The 16,897-nt window shown below is 63.0% G+C and carries 17 protein-coding genes; 10 read left to right on the top strand and 7 right to left on the bottom strand.

Annotation, left to right across the window (positions count from 1 at the left end; genetic code table 11):
• The first annotated feature begins 145 nt into the window (after window positions 1-145).
• From M8J71_RS20290 to M8J71_RS20300, 3 genes are all read left to right on the top strand, one after another.
• On the top strand, window positions 146-688 hold the full coding sequence (locus M8J71_RS20290; RefSeq protein WP_256249633.1) for a hypothetical protein: 543 nt from the start codon (window positions 146-148) through the stop codon (window positions 686-688).
• A 64-nt stretch (window positions 689-752) separates the two neighbouring features.
• A complete protein-coding gene (locus M8J71_RS20295; RefSeq protein WP_256249634.1) occupies window positions 753-2,150 on the top strand; it encodes a plasmid pRiA4b ORF-3 family protein in 1,398 nt (465 codons plus the stop codon).
• Window positions 2,151-3,163: 1,013 nt separating this feature from the next.
• The gene (locus M8J71_RS20300; protein ID WP_256249635.1) at window positions 3,164-5,581 is read left to right on the top strand and encodes a glycosyl hydrolase family 95 catalytic domain-containing protein; all 2,418 of its coding nucleotides are present in this window, start codon (window positions 3,164-3,166) and stop codon (window positions 5,579-5,581) included.
• Window positions 5,582-5,614: 33 nt separating this feature from the next.
• On the opposite strand, the gene M8J71_RS20305 is transcribed toward M8J71_RS20300, so the two are convergent.
• The 3 genes from M8J71_RS20305 to M8J71_RS20315 form a co-directional block, all read right to left on the bottom strand.
• Window positions 5,615-5,764, bottom strand: a complete 150-nt coding sequence (locus M8J71_RS20305; RefSeq protein ID WP_205484289.1) for a hypothetical protein — start codon at window positions 5,762-5,764, stop codon at window positions 5,615-5,617.
• A gap of 81 nt (window positions 5,765-5,845) precedes the next feature.
• The gene (locus tag M8J71_RS20310) at window positions 5,846-6,319 is read right to left on the bottom strand and encodes a VOC family protein (RefSeq protein ID WP_256249636.1); all 474 of its coding nucleotides are present in this window, start codon (window positions 6,317-6,319) and stop codon (window positions 5,846-5,848) included.
• A 71-nt stretch (window positions 6,320-6,390) separates the two neighbouring features.
• On the bottom strand, window positions 6,391-6,789 hold the full coding sequence (locus M8J71_RS20315; protein ID WP_256249637.1) for a VOC family protein: 399 nt from the start codon (window positions 6,787-6,789) through the stop codon (window positions 6,391-6,393).
• 126 nt (window positions 6,790-6,915) lie between these two features.
• On the opposite strand from M8J71_RS20315, the gene M8J71_RS20320 reads away from it, so the two are divergent.
• Together M8J71_RS20320 and M8J71_RS20325 are read left to right on the top strand one after the other, a co-directional pair.
• Window positions 6,916-7,317, top strand: a complete 402-nt coding sequence (locus tag M8J71_RS20320) for a DUF3054 domain-containing protein (protein ID WP_256249638.1) — start codon at window positions 6,916-6,918, stop codon at window positions 7,315-7,317.
• A gap of 118 nt (window positions 7,318-7,435) precedes the next feature.
• Entirely contained in the window at window positions 7,436-7,717 is a 282-nt protein-coding gene (locus M8J71_RS20325) for an Lrp/AsnC family transcriptional regulator (protein ID WP_256249639.1), read from the top strand.
• 13 nt (window positions 7,718-7,730) lie between these two features.
• On the opposite strand, the gene trpD is transcribed toward M8J71_RS20325, so the two are convergent.
• Complete coding sequence (trpD, locus tag M8J71_RS20330) at window positions 7,731-8,789, bottom strand: anthranilate phosphoribosyltransferase (RefSeq protein WP_256249640.1); 1,059 nt, start codon at window positions 8,787-8,789, stop codon at window positions 7,731-7,733.
• Window positions 8,790-8,937: 148 nt separating this feature from the next.
• Between trpD and ctaE the strand changes: the two genes are divergently transcribed.
• The 4 genes from ctaE (at window position 8,938) to qcrB (ending at window position 13,274) form a co-directional block, all read left to right on the top strand.
• Window positions 8,938-9,576 (top strand): aa3-type cytochrome oxidase subunit III, encoded by a 639-nt coding sequence (gene ctaE / locus M8J71_RS20335; protein ID WP_256249641.1) that lies wholly within the window; start codon window positions 8,938-8,940, stop codon window positions 9,574-9,576.
• 86 nt (window positions 9,577-9,662) lie between these two features.
• The gene (qcrC, locus tag M8J71_RS20340; RefSeq protein ID WP_256249643.1) at window positions 9,663-10,451 is read left to right on the top strand and encodes a cytochrome bc1 complex diheme cytochrome c subunit; all 789 of its coding nucleotides are present in this window, start codon (window positions 9,663-9,665) and stop codon (window positions 10,449-10,451) included.
• 101 nt (window positions 10,452-10,552) lie between these two features.
• A complete protein-coding gene (qcrA, locus tag M8J71_RS20345) occupies window positions 10,553-11,626 on the top strand; it encodes a cytochrome bc1 complex Rieske iron-sulfur subunit (protein WP_256249644.1) in 1,074 nt (357 codons plus the stop codon).
• Window positions 11,604-13,274 carry a cytochrome bc1 complex cytochrome b subunit gene (gene qcrB / locus M8J71_RS20350; RefSeq protein ID WP_256249645.1) on the top strand — a complete coding sequence of 557 codons (1,671 nt, stop codon included), beginning with the start codon at window positions 11,604-11,606 and terminating at the stop codon, window positions 13,272-13,274. Before qcrA ends, qcrB begins: the two co-directional genes overlap by 23 nt.
• Window positions 13,275-13,408: 134 nt before the next feature.
• Here the strand turns inward: qcrB and M8J71_RS20355 are convergent, their stop codons facing one another.
• Window positions 13,409-14,179 (bottom strand): GntR family transcriptional regulator, encoded by a 771-nt coding sequence (locus tag M8J71_RS20355; RefSeq protein WP_256249646.1) that lies wholly within the window; start codon window positions 14,177-14,179, stop codon window positions 13,409-13,411.
• 167 nt (window positions 14,180-14,346) lie between these two features.
• Between M8J71_RS20355 and M8J71_RS20360 the strand changes: the two genes are divergently transcribed.
• The gene (locus tag M8J71_RS20360) at window positions 14,347-14,640 is read left to right on the top strand and encodes an HPr family phosphocarrier protein (RefSeq protein ID WP_256249647.1); all 294 of its coding nucleotides are present in this window, start codon (window positions 14,347-14,349) and stop codon (window positions 14,638-14,640) included.
• Window positions 14,641-14,760: 120 nt separating this feature from the next.
• Here the strand turns inward: M8J71_RS20360 and M8J71_RS20365 are convergent, their stop codons facing one another.
• Together M8J71_RS20365 and ctaD are read right to left on the bottom strand one after the other, a co-directional pair.
• Window positions 14,761-15,162, bottom strand: a complete 402-nt coding sequence (locus M8J71_RS20365; protein ID WP_256249648.1) for a cytochrome c oxidase subunit 4 — start codon at window positions 15,160-15,162, stop codon at window positions 14,761-14,763.
• A complete protein-coding gene (gene ctaD / locus M8J71_RS20370) occupies window positions 15,159-16,886 on the bottom strand; it encodes an aa3-type cytochrome oxidase subunit I (protein ID WP_256249649.1) in 1,728 nt (575 codons plus the stop codon). Before ctaD ends, M8J71_RS20365 begins: the two co-directional genes overlap by 4 nt.
• Window positions 16,887-16,897 lie beyond the last annotated feature (11 nt).

Here is a 16,897-nt window from a genome sequence, read left to right on the forward strand (position 1 = left end):
TAGCGGATCAAATCGAGATGACGCGCCCTTGATCATGAAGGAATGTAAGATCGGTTCTGACCTGCGGAAACGCCGAATTCTTCCGGAGGCGGGAGTTCTCGCATCCACTTCCACTCCCGTGCTTTAAACGCCGATAATCTACATTATGTCAAGTAGTACCCCTCGAATCGCATCTGGTGCGAATTCGACGGACTTTGATACGGCTGCCCTCAAGAACCAGAACATTTCACTCCAGCACCGCACCGCCGCCGTTCTGCTGCTCCTCTACGCCCAGCCACTGACACGCATTGCCAGGATGCGATGCGAGCAAATATGCCGCACCAGCGACGGCGAAACCGTCATCGTGTTCGAGGACCAGCCAGTGCCGGTTCCCCACCCCTTCGACGAAATCCTTCAACAACACCTTGCCGGCAGGCCGAACATGAACACCGCCGCCAACCGCGCCTCGGCGTGGCTCTTTCCCGGATACCGCCCCGGCCAGCACCCTCATCCCGGCCATCTCATGAAGAAGTTGCGCGAAAGCGGCATCCACCTCCTGGGAGCCAGGAACGCCACGCTCCGCGATCTCGTCCTGACGATGCCCCCACCGGTTGCCGCCCACGCCCTTGGCCACAGCACCCAAATCACCGAACAACACGCTAAACAAGCTGGCAACACCTGGGCCACCTACGCCTCTTACCGGCGATAGCCCAGCGATACCGCGAGTCCGGACAGTGGCTCCGCCCAAACACCGGGACTGGCAGGATAGTGCTGTGACGACACGCAATTCAGATCCAGATTCCGGTGCGATGCTGCTGCGGGTAAAAGTCTCGATCGTAGGCAGCGAGCCGGCCATCTGGCGACTCCTCGAGATCGACCCTTCCCTGACCATGGACAGAGTCCACGAGGTCCTGCAAACAGCCGTGGGCTGGCGAGATTCACACCTGCATTCCTTCACAGACACCGATCCCTATGTTCGTCTGCGCGCTGTCAACGGGCACGTGCGCGAACCACGTCGCTGGGCCTCCCAGGAACTGCTGGAAGACTCTGAGGACGACCTGCCCGAGACGGACTGGACCCTGGGCCAGATCCTCACCCCCGAATCCGGTGCCCTGTTCTATGAATACGACTTCGGAGACGGCTGGATCCACCGCCTCGAGCTCACCGGAATCCTCCCCAGGCCGGCCAACACCACACCGGCCCGGCTCCTGGACGGCGCACGGCGGGCGCCGCTGGAAGATTCCGGCGGCATCGGTGGTTACCACGACCTGCTCGACACCCTCGCAGACCCCGCCCACGAAAAGCACAAAGACCTTCAGGCGTGGGTCGCCTGGACAGCCGGGCCATGGCAGCAATTCGACCCGGAACAACTGGACATCAATGCCGTGAACAACGAGCTCGCTCTGCTCTTCCCTGCTCCCTCTGCCAACGAACACGGCCCCGGCAGCGAATCACTGACCCAGGAACTCACGAACCGGATGCCTCCCGGGCTACGACACGAATTCCGTTCATACCTGCACGCCGCCGGCCTCGACGGCCCCTCAACGGTCGAAGCAGACATCGCCGAGGTGATGACCGCCCCCTACCTCTGGCTCACCCGCCGCGTCGGGCTTGATGGTCTATCCCTCACCCCTGCCGGCTGGCTGCCGCCGACCGTGGTCCGCGAGGCAATGACCGAGCTCGGCTGGGCCAAGGACTGGATCGGCAAAGCCAACCGCGAGGACCAGACCCTGCCCGTCCTCCAACTGCGCGAAAGCGCTCAACGACTCGGCCTGATCCGCAAAATCAAAGGCAAACTCGTTCTCACATCCGCCGCCAAACGGCAGCTTGATGATCCCAAAGGCCTTTGGCTTTACCTCGCCCCTGTCATTGCCCACCGGCACCGCCATGACTCCGAGCGCGACGCGACGCTGTTACTCCTGCTCGAAGTCGCGGCAGGGAGGCGAACCGGATGGGCCGACTACCTTGAAGCCGTCTCCTTCGGCCTCGGAGCACTCGGCTGGAGCACCCGCACCGGAGCCGAACTGGAACCGAACACCGTCCAAGCACTCCTCGTGGACGCCCAAGAAGTCCTGCTGAACCTCGGCATCTTCGACGACCGCTTCGGGCTCACAGCCAACACCGTCAAAGCTCCAGGGCAAGCCTTCGCCCGCGCGGCACTTCACTCATAACCAGCAAATCACCGACCCCGCGGCGACCCACGTCCGCCGAGGCTTAGTCTTGCAATTGAAGCAGCGGTATTCGCCGGTTCCGAATACGCCGGCTCACCAGCAACGCTGCGTGCAGCCGGAGACGATGGACGGATATTGGCTGTCGTCCTTTGGTTCTCCCGGTGCAGGCTCCTCGAACACAACTTATGTCATCGGCCATAGTTGGGTAGGGCGGGAGGCACCCTTTAATAAACTGAGCATAGCAACCGCTCCGGGCGACAAGCTGACAGTTTGGACAGCGGCGGGGAACCTGGACTTTCAAGTGGATTCGGTGGCCACCTACACGAAGTCAACTCTGCGGGACAGCGCCGTCTGGGCTGTTGTACCCAACAGGCTGGTACTGATCAGTTGCCACACGGGAGTTCCCCAGGGCAAGAACTTGGTGATCACCGCGTCCCCTTCGCTGACCGGCCCGTAGCGGCGCCCTCGCCACCCGTTTCTTTTGCCGGTTATCTACCAGCACCAACCCCACCGGCTCTTGTTGCCCGCCTAAGCCGAAACGCGAAGTAGACTACGGCGGCCCCGCTTAGAACTCCCAACATCCATGTGCCCTCAATGCCGAACAGCGGACCACTGGTACATACGCTTGTAGCGCCCGAGCCCTCTGCGGCATCAAAGCACTCACCACGTCTGAACCCGAGGTAAAGGACGTTGAAGACGACTAAGCCGAGGATCGCCATAGACCACGGCCACCGCGGTGAGCGGTTCTCTGAATTTGCGTCCATGAGTTCACCCTACGGAGAGGGCAGCGGAAAAGCGCTCCCTCACTCCTCACGATATGCGGCGCATTTTCCGGACGGAATCGGTGAACAGCCAAAGGAAACGTCCACGGAGAAAATCAGAATAGACATGGTGCGCCAATATCCGTGCCGCACCGTAGGTGGCGGGTAGAGTGCACGCAATGACATCTCTGTGCCCCAACTTCAGCTGTCCTGCCGTGACAGGTACGTTGCCCGAATGCATGCCTACCTGACATGACGGCCAACGACCTTTACTACACCTCCCCCGCGCTGAACTGGCTGGACGGGCTTCCCTTGGGCAACGGCCGTCTCGGCGCCATGGTGCTCGCGGCCCAAGACCAGGTCAGGCTGCAGGTCAATGACAGCACGGCATGGTCCGGGAGTCCGGCCAGCGAGCACCGCTGTGGAGCCGTCAGCCCGGAGGTTGCGGCGGCGGCCCTTGCCAGGGCGCGGGCGGCGATAGCCGAGGACAGGCCGGTGGATGCGGAACGTGACCTCGAGGCACTGCAGGGCCGGTACTCCCAGGCATACCTGCCCTTTGCCGACGTGTTTATAGAGACCCCGAAGGCCGGCCGGCTGGTAGAACGTGGCCTGTCCCTGCGCTCGGCTACGCACAGCAGCCTTCAGGAGGCGGCCGGCACCAGCATTCGGCAGGAAACCTTCATCAGCGCTCCGGACCAGGTACTGGTGCACCGGCTCCGCTCTGGGTCCCCCACCGAGGTCATCCTGTGCCTTCAGACTCCCCTACGCCAGACGCACTGCGCGTCCGGATCCAGCGAACTCTCCCTGCAGCTTCATCTTCCCGCGGATGCAGCTCCCGGCCACGAACCGGACGAGCCGCCCCTGACCTGGGAACTGCCGGGGATCACACCCGTGGCCGGCGCGGCTGTTCTGGCCCTGACCCACGATGGACAACCAGGTGCTACCAGCAGCGATGGCGGGAATGCGGTAGTGGTTCTTACCGGCGTCACCGAACTGGTCTTCGTGCTGGCCACCAGCACAACCTTCACCGCACCCGGCCACCCACCGCACGGCAGTGTCGGCGATTGCGCCGCAGAGGCCTCCACCCGGGCCCGCGCAGCCCTGGACCGTGGCTTTGACGTGCTGTGGAAGGACCACGCGGAAGCCCACAGGTTCCTCTTTGACCGGGTGAACCTGGTTCTCGAGCCGGGCCCCGATGCGCAAACGATCCCTGCAAACCTGCCCACAGACCAGCGGATCCTGACCGCCGCCCAACAGCCAGGGGGCGCTCCGGCTGCCGATCCCGGCCTGGTGTCGCTGCTCTTTGATTATGGGAGGTACCTGCTTATATCGTCCTCCCGGCCCGGGACCCTGCCGGCAACGCTGCAGGGAATTTGGAATGATGAACTGCAGCCGCCATGGTCCTCCAACTACACATTGAACATCAACACTGAGATGAACTACTGGGGGGCGGAAGCAGCCAACCTTGCCGAGTGCCACGAGCCGCTGCTGGACCTGGTGGAGGCACTGGCAGAACGGGGCCGCACCACGGCACGAAACCTGTACGGGACCCGCGGCTGGGCAGCCCACCACAACAGTGACGCCTGGGCGTTTACGTCCCCCACGTCCGGACATGCCAGCTGGTCCCAGTGGACAATGGCCGGCGTGTGGCTCGTTTGCCACCTGGATGAGCGGCGACGCTTCGGCTCAGCCGCTCCAGACGAACTGCGGCGCTTCTGGGCGATGGCAGTCGGAGCCGCAGAGTTCGCTTGCGACTGGCTGCTCGACGACGGCGGCACCACTTTGCAGACGCGGCCCTCCACCTCCCCCGAAAACTGCTACCTGAGTGGACAAGGCAGGGCCGCCGTTACCACCTCCACCGGAATGGACCGGGCGCTGCTGAGCTGGCTCTTCGACACCGTGATTGCCCTCGCTGACGAAGTAGGCGAAGCGGACCACCCCATTGTTCGTGAGTCTGCTGCTGCACGGGAGCGGATCGCTCCGCCGGCCATCAGCAGCGGCGCTGTCCTCGAATGGGGCCCATCCCACCCCGAAACAGAACCGGACCACCGGCACGTTTCGCACCTGGTTTTTGCCTATCCCGGCAGCACTCCCCTGTCCGGCGACCTGGGCATGGCGATTGGCACAACGCTGGACCGCAGGGGCGACGACTCCACCGGCTGGTCACTGATCTGGAAACTGTGCCTCCGCGCCCGACTCCGGGAACCGGAGCGGGTAGCTCACCTGCTGCGCCTTCTCTTCAGGCCCGTCGCCACCACGGCCGTGGACCACTCCGGTGGCCTCTACCCGAATCTGTTCGCTGCACACCCGCCTTTCCAGGTGGACGGAAACCTGGGGTTCATCGCAGCGGTCACCGAGATGCTCCTGCAGAGCCATGCCGGAGAAATCCGCGTGTTGCCCGCGCTCCCGGCGGAACTCGCCACGGGCAGCGTCATCGGGCTGGTTGCCCGGCCAGGCATCACCGTTGACATTCGCTGGGAGCACGGCGCCGCCGTCGAACTTTCATTGACGCCGCGGAATGCCGCGGCTTCCCGCGCGCACACGGTGTGCATCGGCGAATGGACCCGTTCCGTGGAGTTGCGCTCCGGCTATTGCACGCGGCTGGTCGCTGCCGGCGCGGAGTTTCACATTTCGTATATTGACGCACCCGCCGGAGCTTTCGTGGCATAGCGCGCGCCCGCTGCAGCCACTGGGGCCTGCAAGTCAGCGCCGCGGCCTGATTCCTGCGCCGACGACTGCGCCTATACCGAGGCCCAGGGCGAGGCCGATAAACGGGCTGTCAAAGACAGCAAGGCCCAAGGTAATTCCGACGGCGGCTCCCACGAGGCAGCAGATCCAGAGCGGTTTATTCATCGGACCTGCTGCCGGCCGGGTTTTTCCGGGAGTACTGCGGTGACTGGAACGGGCATCCACACGGGTGCGGCCACCCGGGAGTCAGCCGTCGTAGGCTTTCTGCAGTTCAGCAATGTCCAGCTTCCGCATTCCGAGCATGGACTGCATCGCCCGCTGCGAACCCTGCGGGTCCGGCCCGGCAATCAACGAGCCCAGTACAGAGGGAACGATCTGCCAGGATACTCCGAAGCGGTCCTTGAGCCAGCCGCACTTGCTTTCGCTGCCGCCGTCCGTCAGGGCCGTCCAGTAGCGGTCCACGGCCTCCTGGTCCTCGCAGTCGACCACAAAGGAAACCGCCTCGGTGAAGCTGGAAGCCCGTGCACCATTCAACGCAGTGAACCCGCGGCCTTCCAGCTCAAACTCGACGGCGATCGCCTGGCCTGCAGGAGCGGGCGCACCCTCGCCGAAGCGCGAGATGTTGAGTATCTTCGAGTCGTCGAACACGGACGTGTAGAACTCTGCGGCCTCTTCCGCCTGGTTTTCGAACCAAAGACAGGTCCCGATGGTGCGTGGCATAGTTGCTCCCTTCCGGCTTGAGCCTAGTGCTGAAGCCCCGGGGCGACAACGGTCTATAGGCGCAAGTAAGCTCACGCGTCCAGCGGTCCCGGGGCGGATGGTCCTGCCGCCAACTGGCTGACGAGTCCCAGCGTGTTGCCCTCGCTGTCCCGGATAAAAGCCAACCACTCGTCCGTGCCTGCCGGACCAAGAAGCCCGTCAATGTGGCTGTAAATCACGTGCGGGGCCGCCACTACGTCCACTCCCCTGCCCGTGAGCTCCTCCACGGACTTCCTTACATCCGGAACGTCCAGGTACAAAAGAGCCCGCGGGGCACCGGCTTCCAGCAGCAGCCGCACGCCGTCGAGGTCGAAGAACACCAGGCCGGGCGGATCGAACACCGCCGTGGGCTGAACCGCCAGCAGATCGGAGTAAAACGCCGCCGCGCGCCGGAGGTCACCGGCGTACTGGGCAACCTGGATCAACCGCATGGTTCCCGCCTTCCTTGTGCCTGGTTTGTCCATCCTGCTCAATGACGGGTTGCCCGGCAAGGGGGCAAACGAGCGTAAGGTAGGGCGGCGCAACTGGAGCCACTGCCAATTGCTAGGCTCGAAACCATGACGCCTTCGATCCACCGGACCCGCCCTTCGTCTCCCGCGCGGCTGGCAGCAGCTGCAGCCATTGCCGATGCCGTCCTGATCCTGGCGTTCGCCGCCGTCGGTCGTGACGCCCACCAACGCGGCGACGTTGTTGTCGGAGTGCTGCTGACTGCCTGGCCGTTTTTGGCTGGAGCTGCCCTTGGCTGGCTGGCGGCAAGAGCATGGCGCAACCCCTTGTCGGTACGTTGGACGGGCCTGGCGGTCTGGATTGGGGCCCTGGGCGGCGGCATGGTGCTCCGACTGCTGACGGGCCAGACCGTTGTGCTGCCGTTCATCATCGTGGCGTTGCTGAGCCTGGGTCTGTTGCTGGTGGGGTGGCGGCTGGCATGGGCAGGGGTCCGGCGGCTCCGGAGCGCCTGAAAGAAGGCGGGGCGGCTGGCTGGAGGTCCGCCGGCAGCCCGCCCTGATGTAATAGGCTGGCAGCACTGAAACGCTTGCCGGGCTATGCTACGGCGCAACAGATCCGGAAGGATTTATCGTGATCACCGCATTCGTTCTGATCAAGACCGACGCTGCCCGCATTCCCGAGACGGCCGAAGAGATCTCAGCGATCGAGGGCATCAGCGAGGTGTATTCCGTTACCGGCGAATGGGACCTGATCGCGGTGGCACGGGTTTCCCGGCACGAGGACCTGGCCGACGTTATTGCGGACCGCCTGTCCAAGGTTCCTGCCGTCGTCCATACAACAACGCACATCGCGTTCCGCGCCTACTCCCAGCATGACCTGGACGCTGCTTTCGCCCTCGGCTTCGAGCAGTAGCCGGTCAGGGCGATCACTGACGGCTCAGCGAGACCCACTTCTCCAGGACGGCTGCGGCAGCGCCTGAGCCAATGGATTCGGCTGCGCGGCTGAATGCCTTCTGCATCCGGTCGAGGAACGGGCCGTCCGCGCTGCTGTGGAACGCAACCAGGCCGGCTGCCGCATTAAGGAGAACGGCGTCCCGGGCCGGACCTTCCTTGCCTGCAAGGACATCGCGGACCACAGCGGCATTGGCTTGCGCGTCTCCCCCGCGGAGCTGCTCAACAGTTGCCGGTTTGATGCCCAGGTCCGTGGGCGAGAACATCATTTCCGTCACGCTGCCGTTGCGGATCTCCCAGACGGTTGAGGGACCCGTGGTGGTCAGTTCGTCGAGCCCGTCATTTCCGCGGAACACCAGGCCACGGCTTCCGCGCTGGGCCAGGACGCCTGCAACCAGCGGCGCCATTCTTGCGTTCGCGACGCCCACTGCTGATGCCTGGACTTTGGCCGGGTTGGTCAGCGGGCCAAGGAAGTTGAAGGCCGTGGGGATGGCCAGTTCGCGCCGGGGCACGGCTGTGTGGCGGAATGAGGGGTGGAAGACCTGGGCGAAGCAGAAGGTGATGCCGGCATCCTCAGCATTGCGTGCCACCTGTTCGATGGACAGGTCAAGGCGGACGCCCAGTGCCTCCAGCACGTCCGCTGAGCCGGACGACGACGACGCCGCCCGGTTGCCGTGCTTAACCACCTTCGCGCCGGCGCCGGCAGCCACCAGCGCGGCCATGGTGGAAATGTTTACCGTGTTCAATTGGTCACCGCCCGTCCCGACGATGTCCAGCTTTTCACCTGTGATGGAGACCGGCCTGGCGTGGGCCAGCATGGCATCCACCAGGCCGGAGAGCTCCTCGACCGTTTCGCCCTTGGCGCTGAGGGCCACCAGGAATCCGGCGATCTGGGCGGGCGTCGCTTCCCCGGACATGATGGTGTCCATAGCCCAGGCGGTGCTGTCCGCCGTGAGGTCCTTGCCGCTGATCAATGCCGAGATCAGCCGCGGCCAGGTGTGGCCTGGCGCCGCTACAGATGCCTGTGAAGTCACCTGCTGATGCTATCGGGGGATGGCCGGGAGTGACCAATATGAACGGGCGGGGGAACTTTTCGCGGCGATTTCGCGTCTTTGTAGAAAAAGTCCTCCGAAAAGGCGGTTTGCGTTGGGCAGCACGGACTTTTACAGACATAATGTCTATGTGACATCTGCGACCCATGCCCCCAGTACCCCGGCGCACCCCACGCTGAACCGCCCCAATATGGTTTCCGTTGGAACCGTTGTGTGGCTATCCAGCGAGTTGATGTTCTTCGCCGGCCTCTTCGCCATGTACTTCACTCTGCGCTCCACGAGTGCGGAAATGTGGGCGGATGAGACGGCCAAGCTCAACTTCCCCTTTGCGCTCGTCAACACGATCGTCCTCGTGGCAAGTTCATTCACTTGCCAGATGGGCGTCTTCGCCGCTGAGCGGCTGCAGCCGCGCCGAACGGGAGGGGTCTTCCAGTTGGCCCGCTGGGGGATGAACGAGTGGTTCACCCTGACCTTCCTCATGGGGGCGTTCTTCGTCGCCGGCCAGGCCACGGAATATGCGATGCTGGTTTCCGAGCACGTCTCGCTCTCCTCAAACGCCTATGGTTCGGCCTTCTACATGACCACCGGCTTCCACGGTCTCCACGTGATCGGCGGCCTGGTGGCCTTCCTCCTGATCTTGGGCCGTTCCTTTGCCGCGAAGAAGTTCGGGCACTTCGAAGCAACGTCCGCGATCGTCACCTCGTACTACTGGCACTTCGTCGACGTTGTTTGGATTGGCCTCTTCCTGGTCATCTACGTACTCAAGTAGCCAGCTTTGATTCTTTTTCTACAAGAGGCAGAATTTCAGGTACCGGCTCCCGGAGCCGGCGCAGGATCGAATAAAGGAACCACCACGTGAAGGCACTCTCGCAAAAGCGGCGTCACCCACTGGCAGCAATCGCGTTGCTGCTGATGGGGCTCCTCATCACCGGCGGGCTGTACGCCGTGGCCACCACCGTCAACGAGGCCAAGGCTTCCACCAACGCCTTCAGTGCCGATGACGTCGAGGAAGGCGGCAAGCTCTTCGCCGCCAACTGCGCCACCTGCCACGGCATCGGTGCCAGCGGTTCCCAGGCCGGTCCTTCCCTCGTCGGTGTAGGCGCCGCATCGGTTGACTTCCAGGTTGGAACCGGCCGCATGCCCATGCAGATGAATGGCCCCCAGGCGCTGGAAAAGCCTCTGCAGTTCAATGATGAACAGACCCGTCAGCTTGCTGCCTACGTTGCGTCCCTGGGTGCCGGCCCGGCACTTCCTGAAGAAGGCTTGCTGGATGAAAAGGGTGACGCGGCAGCTGGCGGCGAGCTCTTCCGCACCAACTGCGCTATGTGCCACAACGCTGCTGCCGCCGGTGGCGCCCTGACCCGCGGCAAGTTTGCGCCCGCGCTGAAGGATACGTCCGGGAAGCACATCTACGAGGCCATGGTCACCGGTCCGCAAAACATGCCGGTCTTCAGCGACTCCAACATCACGCCTGAAGGCAAGCGCGACATCATCACCTTTCTGAAGCAGATCGAAACCAGCGGCTCCCCCGGCGGCGCTGAGCTGGGATCCCTGGGTCCCGTGGCAGAAGGCCTGTTCGTCTGGGTCGCAGGTCTTGGCGTCATCATCGCCTTCACCATCTGGCTGACCTCGCGGACGTCCTAGGACCTCCGCTCAGCCCGGCACAACTTCTGCTGATCCGTCAGCAGCTTGATATTAGAAACTAACCCGGCACCCGCCGGGACGAGAGAAGGATGAGGCGAATTATGGGCAACCATAGTGACGGCAGTCCGAACCACTCGGGCACCGTAGCTACGGCTGGTCAGAATGAGGTGGAGAAGTTCCAGGACCCTGGAATTCCTCCGCACCGTTTGCGCCTGGCTGACACGGACCCGAAGGCCGCAAAGCGGGCAGAACGGCAGGTCGCCTTACTATTTGGCATCTCTGTTGTTGGAACCCTGATCTTCCTGGTGGCGTACTTTGCCATCGACCTGGGTGCCGGCGAATCAACTATCGGCAACATCCGGCTCCAGAATATGCTCCTGGGTCTTGGCACGGCTTTCGCGATGCTCGGCATCGGTACCGGTATCGTGCACTGGGCCAAGGCCCTGATGCCGGACCACGAAGTCTCGGAAGAGCGCCACGCCATCCGCTACGAAGAGGACCGCCAGGCTGCTGTCCGCATCGTTGACGACATCGTGGAAGAGACGGGCATCAAGCGCCGTCCGCTGATCCGGAACACCCTGCTGGGTGCAGTTGCACTTGCCCCGCTGCCTGCGGTTGCCATCTTTGGTGACCTCGGACCGCGCCCGGACAACAAACTCGCCCACACCATGTGGGCACCCACGGACGGCAAGCTCAAGCGCCTCGCCCGTGACCCTGACGGAACGCCCATCAAGGCGTCCGACGTCACCATCGGTTCAGCCTTCCACGTCATCCCGGAGGGCCTGAACGAACTTCACGAGGGCAAGCTCAACGAGAAGGCCAAAGCCGTTGTGCTGCTCATGCGCCTGGATCCCGAATCGCTGAACCCCTCTGCGGGCCGCGAGGACTGGGGTTACAACGGCATCGTTGCCTACTCCAAGATCTGCACCCACGTCGGTTGCCCCGTTGCTCTCTACGAGCAGCAGACGCACCACCTGCTGTGCCCGTGCCACCAGTCCACCTTCGACCTCACGCAGGAGTGCAAGGTGATCTTCGGCCCCGCCAGCCGGCCGCTCCCCCAGCTGCCCATCGCAGTTGATGACGAGGGCTACCTGGTCGCCACCAGCGACTTCAAAGAACCTGTAGGACCAAGTTACTGGGAGCGTGATATGCATGAGCGCAGCATCAACAGCTGAGCCCGCTTTCGTCGCCAAAACCAAGACAGGCCGGTTCACCGACTTCGTCGACGCACGTGTTGGCGGTTCCGGAATCCTCCGCGAATTCGGCCGCAAGGTCTTCCCGGACCACTGGTCCTTTATGTTCGGTGAAGTGGCCCTGTATTCCTTCGTCATCCTGCTGCTCTCCGGCACCTTCCTGACCTTCTTCTTTGATCCATCGATGGCAGAGACCGAATACACAGGGTCCTACGTGCCCCTCAAGGGCGTCGAGATGTCGGTAGCGTACAGCTCATCCCTGAATATCTCCTTCGATATTCGCGGTGGCCTCTTTATGCGCCAGGTCCACCACTGGGCAGCACTGCTGTTCGTGGCATCCATCGCCGTGCACATGCTGCGGGTCTTCTTCACCGGAGCCTTCCGCAGGCCCCGCGAAATGAACTGGGTTGTCGGCAGTGTCCTCCTCATCCTGGCCATGGCTGCAGGTTTCACCGGCTACTCCCTCCCCGACGATCTGCTCTCAGGCAACGGCCTGCGCATCATCGACGGCGTGATCAAGTCCATCCCGATCGTTGGCACGTACATCTCGTTCTTCCTCTTCGGCGGAGAATTCCCGGGCACTGCCATCATTGGCCGCCTGTACATGCTGCACATCCTGCTGGTGCCGGCACTGATCCTGCTGATGATCGTCCTGCACCTCTTTATGGTCGTCGTTCACAAGCACACCCAGTACCCCGGTCCGGGCCGCAACGACAACAACGTTGTGGGTTACCCGCTGGGTCCCGTCTACGCCGCGAAGGCCGGTGGATTCTTCTTCATCGTCTTCGGTGTCCTGGCCCTCATGGCCGGTTTCTTCACCATCAACCCGATCTGGAACTATGGTCCGTACGACCCCTCCCCCGTGTCGGCCGGTACCCAGCCCGACTGGTACATCGGCTTTGTTGACGGCGCGCTGCGCCTGATGCCCGGTACGTTGGGAGACTGGCAGGTCGAGCAGAATTGGTTCGGCTTCGTGTTCAGCTTCAACGTCCTGCTCCCGGCCCTGGTGCCCGCCGGCATTCTGTTCACGGTGATGTTTATGTACCCGTGGATTGAGCGGTGGATCACCAAGGACGACCGTGAGCACCACGTGCTGGACCGTCCGCGCAACGCCCCGACCCGTACCGCCATCGGCATGGCCGGTTTCGTCTGGTATTGCGTAATGTGGGCAGCTGCAGGTTCCGACCTCATTGCCACCCACTTCGGTGTCTCCTTGAACGATGTCACGTACTGGTTGCGTACCCTGTTCATCATTGGCCCGATCATTGCGTTCATCGTCACCAAGCGGGTGGCCCTGGCCCTTCAGCGCAAGGACCGCGAGATCGCCCTCCACGGACGCGAGACCGGGCGTATCGTCCGCCTCCCGCACGGTGAATTCATCGAGGTTCACGCACCGCTGGACGAGTACAAGCGCTACAAGCTCGTTGGCTTTGAGTCGCCCGAGGTTCTGCCGGCAGTACCGAATGAGCACGGTGTGGTGACCCGCAAGGAGAAGCGGCGCGCATTCCTCTCCAAGTGGTTCTTCGAGGATCGTGTTGCTCCGGCAACCCCTGCTGAGCTGGAAGCGGCCCACGGCCACGGCCACGCGGCAGTTGAAGCACCTGAGGAAGCGAAGAGCCTGAGCCACTAGGCAAGCACTCTGGTTCCCAAGATGAAAGGCCCGGTCCATGTGGACCGGGCCTTTCATGTTTCTCCCTCCCCCGCGTTGTCAGGGGCCGCTACGGCACAAAAGCAATGCAGGGGACGGGGCAGAAGCTCGCCGCCTTAGTGGTTACGTGAGCGGCGCGCTCCAGGGCGCTGCAGCGGGACCCACAGCTTATAGCGGTCCGCGCGGTAATAGGAGACGGAATAGTCCACCATGGTGCGGGAAACAAAAGCGTGGCGCTGGATTTTGAGCAACGGTGAGCCGACTTCGACGTTGAGCAACCGGGCACTGGACGGCGACGCTGCGGTCGCCTCGATCATGTCCTCTCCCCACTCCATCACGAGGCCGAACTGTTCGCTCAGTACGTTGTACAGCGAGGTGGGGGGCTCTCCGTCCAAGAGGCCGGGAACCCGGTGGGCTGGAATGAAATTCTCATCCACGCTCATGGGCTCCCCGTCCGCCAACAAGAGGCGCCGGAAGCGGACCAGCGGCGTTCCCTCATCCAACTGAAGCTCACGGGCCAGGAATGCGCTGGCCCCGATCTGTTCGAAGCTCAGTACCTTGGCTGCGGGAACCATCCCGCGGCGCTGCATCTCCTCGCTGTACGAGGTCAGCTTCACCTGCAGGTCCAGCTTTGGCCTCCGAACGAACGTGCCGAGCCCCACCACGCGCTCGATCACTTCCTCACCCACCAGCGCGTCAATCGCCTGCCGCACGGTCATCCTGGCAAGCCCAAAGCGCTCCGCCAGGTCGCGTTCGGAGGGTAGCGCGGAGCCCGGCCGGCACTGGTCGCCGATGTACGCACGGAGGATCTCGCGCAGCTGGACATAGATTGCAGTTCCGCTGTTGCGGTCGATTTCGCCGGCGATCGCCCCTGCGCTAGCAGCCATGGCGGGTCTCCCCTGGGTTCACGTTCACCTAGCAATTCTAGGACAGGTCTAGACCACCCGCCGCCGCAAGCTGCGCGCATTTAGCCCGACGGGTACACGGGCCGCTATATTGGACAGGAAATTTTCCAGCACCGACGGATGGGGCCGTCATCAACAAGGAGTTCGCGTTGCCAACACAGAAGGCCGTAGTCACAGCCCCGATCGGACTGCACGCGCGTCCGGCGGCTGTATTCGTCCGGGCGGTGACTGAAACGGGGCTTCCCGTGACGATCACCAAGGCCGGCACCAGCAGCGTGGATGCGCGGTCGCTATTGCAAGTAATGAGCGCAGATTTTCCCTACGGGTGCGAAGTGGAACTGGGCATCGAGGATTCGGCCTTAAACGGTGCCCTGGGCCGCGAGAAGGCCGAAGACGCCCTCCGGACCCTGGGTGCGCTCTTGGAGTCGCAGGGCCCGGAATAAGGCCCAGGCAAAGGGTGCTCCGGCGAGTGGCCCGGCCAAGCCAGCCCCCGGCAGTAGAAGTACAAACAACGACGGCGGGCCCCACCAAAAGGTGGGGCCCGCCGTCGTTGTTCTTGTTGCCTAGTGGGCGTGGTCGCCGCGGCTGTACTCGTAAACCCAGCCGACGAGTGCCACAACAGCCAAGCCGGCTGCGATGTAGACAATCCAGAAGCCTACTGCCAAGCCCAGGAAACCCGTCGCGCAGGCCAGGCCGAGGACCAGCGGCCACCAGCTCCAGGGGCTGAAGTGCCCCTGCTCGCCGGCGCCCTCGTGAATCTCGGCGTCGTTACGGTCTTCAGGACGAAGGCCAACGCGCTTGCCGGTGAAACCAAGGTATCCGCCGATCATGCCAGCGAGGCCGCCAACCAGGAGGATTCCGAGGATACCTACCCACTCACCCCAGTCGGTGAGGAAACCGTAAATCACCGAAACCGGTACGAAGAAGAAGACTCCGGAACCAAAGATCCATGACTCAATTTTCACTGTGCAGTGTCCTTCTGATCGGCGTTACCGAGCGCCCGGGCTGCGGGAGCCGGTGACTCGACGGTGTGGATCTGTCGAAGCTCGGGGTGGTGCAGGTCGAGGGCCGGCCGCTCGGAGCGGATGCGGGGAAGGGAGGTGAAGTTGTGCCGCGGCGGCGGGCAGGACGTGGCCCACTCCAGCGAGGCACCGAAGCCCCAGGGGTCATCCACCTCTACCTTTTCGGCACTGCGCCAGGTGATGTACACGTTCCAGAAGAACGGGATCAGGGATGCGCCAAGAACGAAGGACCAGACGGTGGAGAACTGGTTCATCCAGGTGAAGTTATCCTCCACCAGGTAGTCTGCGTAGCGGCGGGGCATACCTGACACCCCCAGCCAGTGCTGGATGAGGAACGTCCCGTGGAAGCCCAGGAACAGCATCCAGAAGTGGATCTTGCCGAGGCGCTCGTTGAGCATCTTGCCGGTCCATTTGGGCCACCAGAAGTAGAACCCTGCGAACATCGCGAACACCACGGTACCGAACACCACGTAGTGGAAGTGCGCCACCACGAAGTACGTATCCGAAACGCTGAAGTCAAGCGGCGGGGACGCCAGGATGATGCCGGTGAGGCCGCCGAAGAGGAACGTGATCAGAAAGCCGATGCTCCATAGCATAGGCGTCTCGAACGTCAGCGAGCCGCGCCACATGGTCCCGATCCAGTTGAAGAACTTCACGCCTGTAGGAACCGCGATAAGCATGGTCATAAAGGCGAAGAACGGCAGCAGCACCGCACCGGTGACGTACATGTGGTGCGCCCACACCGTCACGGACAGGGCAGCAATGGCAATCGTTGCGTAAACCAGGCCCTTGTAGCCGAAGATCGGCTTGCGGCTGAAGACCGGGAAGATCTCCGAGACGATGCCGAAGAACGGCAGCGCGATGATGTACACCTCCGGATGGCCGAAGAACCAGAACAGGTGCTGCCAGAGGATGGCGCCGCCATTGGCCGGGTCAAAGATGTGCGCGCCGAACTTTCGGTCCGCACCCAGCGCGAACAGTGCAGCCGCCAGCGGCGGGAACGCCATGAGTACCAGGATCGCGGTGACCAGGGTGTTCCAGGTGAAGATCGGCATCCGCCACATGGTCATGCCCGGGGCGCGCATGCAGATGATGGTGGTGATGAAGTTGACCGCACCGAGGATGGTGCCGAAGCCGGACAGCGCCAGGCCGAATACCCACAGGTCCCCGCCGATGCCGGGGCTGAAGGTGGTGTTGGACAGCGGAGCGTAGGCGAACCAGCCGAAGGACGCAGCGCCCTGCGGGGTGATGAAGCCGGACACCGCGATGGTGGAGCCGAAGAGGAAGAACCAGAAGGCCAGCGCGTTCAACCGCGGGAAGGCAACGTCAGGTGCGCCGATCTGCAGCGGCATGATCACGTTCGCGAAACCTGCGAACAGCGGCGTGGCGAACATCAGCAGCATCACTGTGCCGTGCATCGTGAACAGCTGGTTGTACTGCTCCTTGGTCTGCAGGATCTGCATACCGGGCTCGAATAGTTCGGCGCGGATGAGCAGAGCCATCACGCCAGCGAGGCAGAAAAACACAAATGAGGTGATCAGGTACATATACCCGATGGTCTTGTGGTCGGTAGAGGTGATCCAGTTGACGACGATACGCCCCTTGGATTTTGGAACCACGGGAGCTGTGAGGGCTCTGGTAGGTGCGGATTGAGTGTACGTAGCCACGTCGCTCCCCT

The sequence above is a fragment of the Pseudarthrobacter sp. R1 genome (assembly GCF_024494415.1).
Classification (GTDB): Bacteria; Actinomycetota; Actinomycetes; order Actinomycetales; family Micrococcaceae; genus Arthrobacter.

Bases quoted from the DNA above. Each gene is read 5' to 3' on its own strand.
- M8J71_RS20355 (WP_256249646.1), bottom strand. From the start codon at position 14,179: ATGGCTGCTAGCGCAGGGGCGATCGCCGGCGAAATCGACCGCAACAGC.
- M8J71_RS20305 (WP_205484289.1), bottom strand. From the start codon at position 5,764: ATGAATAAACCGCTCTGGATCTGCTGCCTCGTGGGAGCCGCCGTCGGA.
- M8J71_RS20300 (WP_256249635.1), top strand. From the start codon at position 3,164: ATGACGGCCAACGACCTTTACTACACCTCCCCCGCGCTGAACTGGCTG.
- M8J71_RS20315 (WP_256249637.1), bottom strand. From the start codon at position 6,789: ATGCGGTTGATCCAGGTTGCCCAGTACGCCGGTGACCTCCGGCGCGCG.
- qcrA (WP_256249644.1), top strand. From the start codon at position 10,553: ATGGGCAACCATAGTGACGGCAGTCCGAACCACTCGGGCACCGTAGCT.
- qcrB (WP_256249645.1), top strand. From the start codon at position 11,604: ATGAGCGCAGCATCAACAGCTGAGCCCGCTTTCGTCGCCAAAACCAAG.
- M8J71_RS20310 (WP_256249636.1), bottom strand. From the start codon at position 6,319: ATGCCACGCACCATCGGGACCTGTCTTTGGTTCGAAAACCAGGCGGAA.
- M8J71_RS20290 (WP_256249633.1), top strand. From the start codon at position 146: ATGTCAAGTAGTACCCCTCGAATCGCATCTGGTGCGAATTCGACGGAC.
- M8J71_RS20320 (WP_256249638.1), top strand. From the start codon at position 6,916: ATGACGCCTTCGATCCACCGGACCCGCCCTTCGTCTCCCGCGCGGCTG.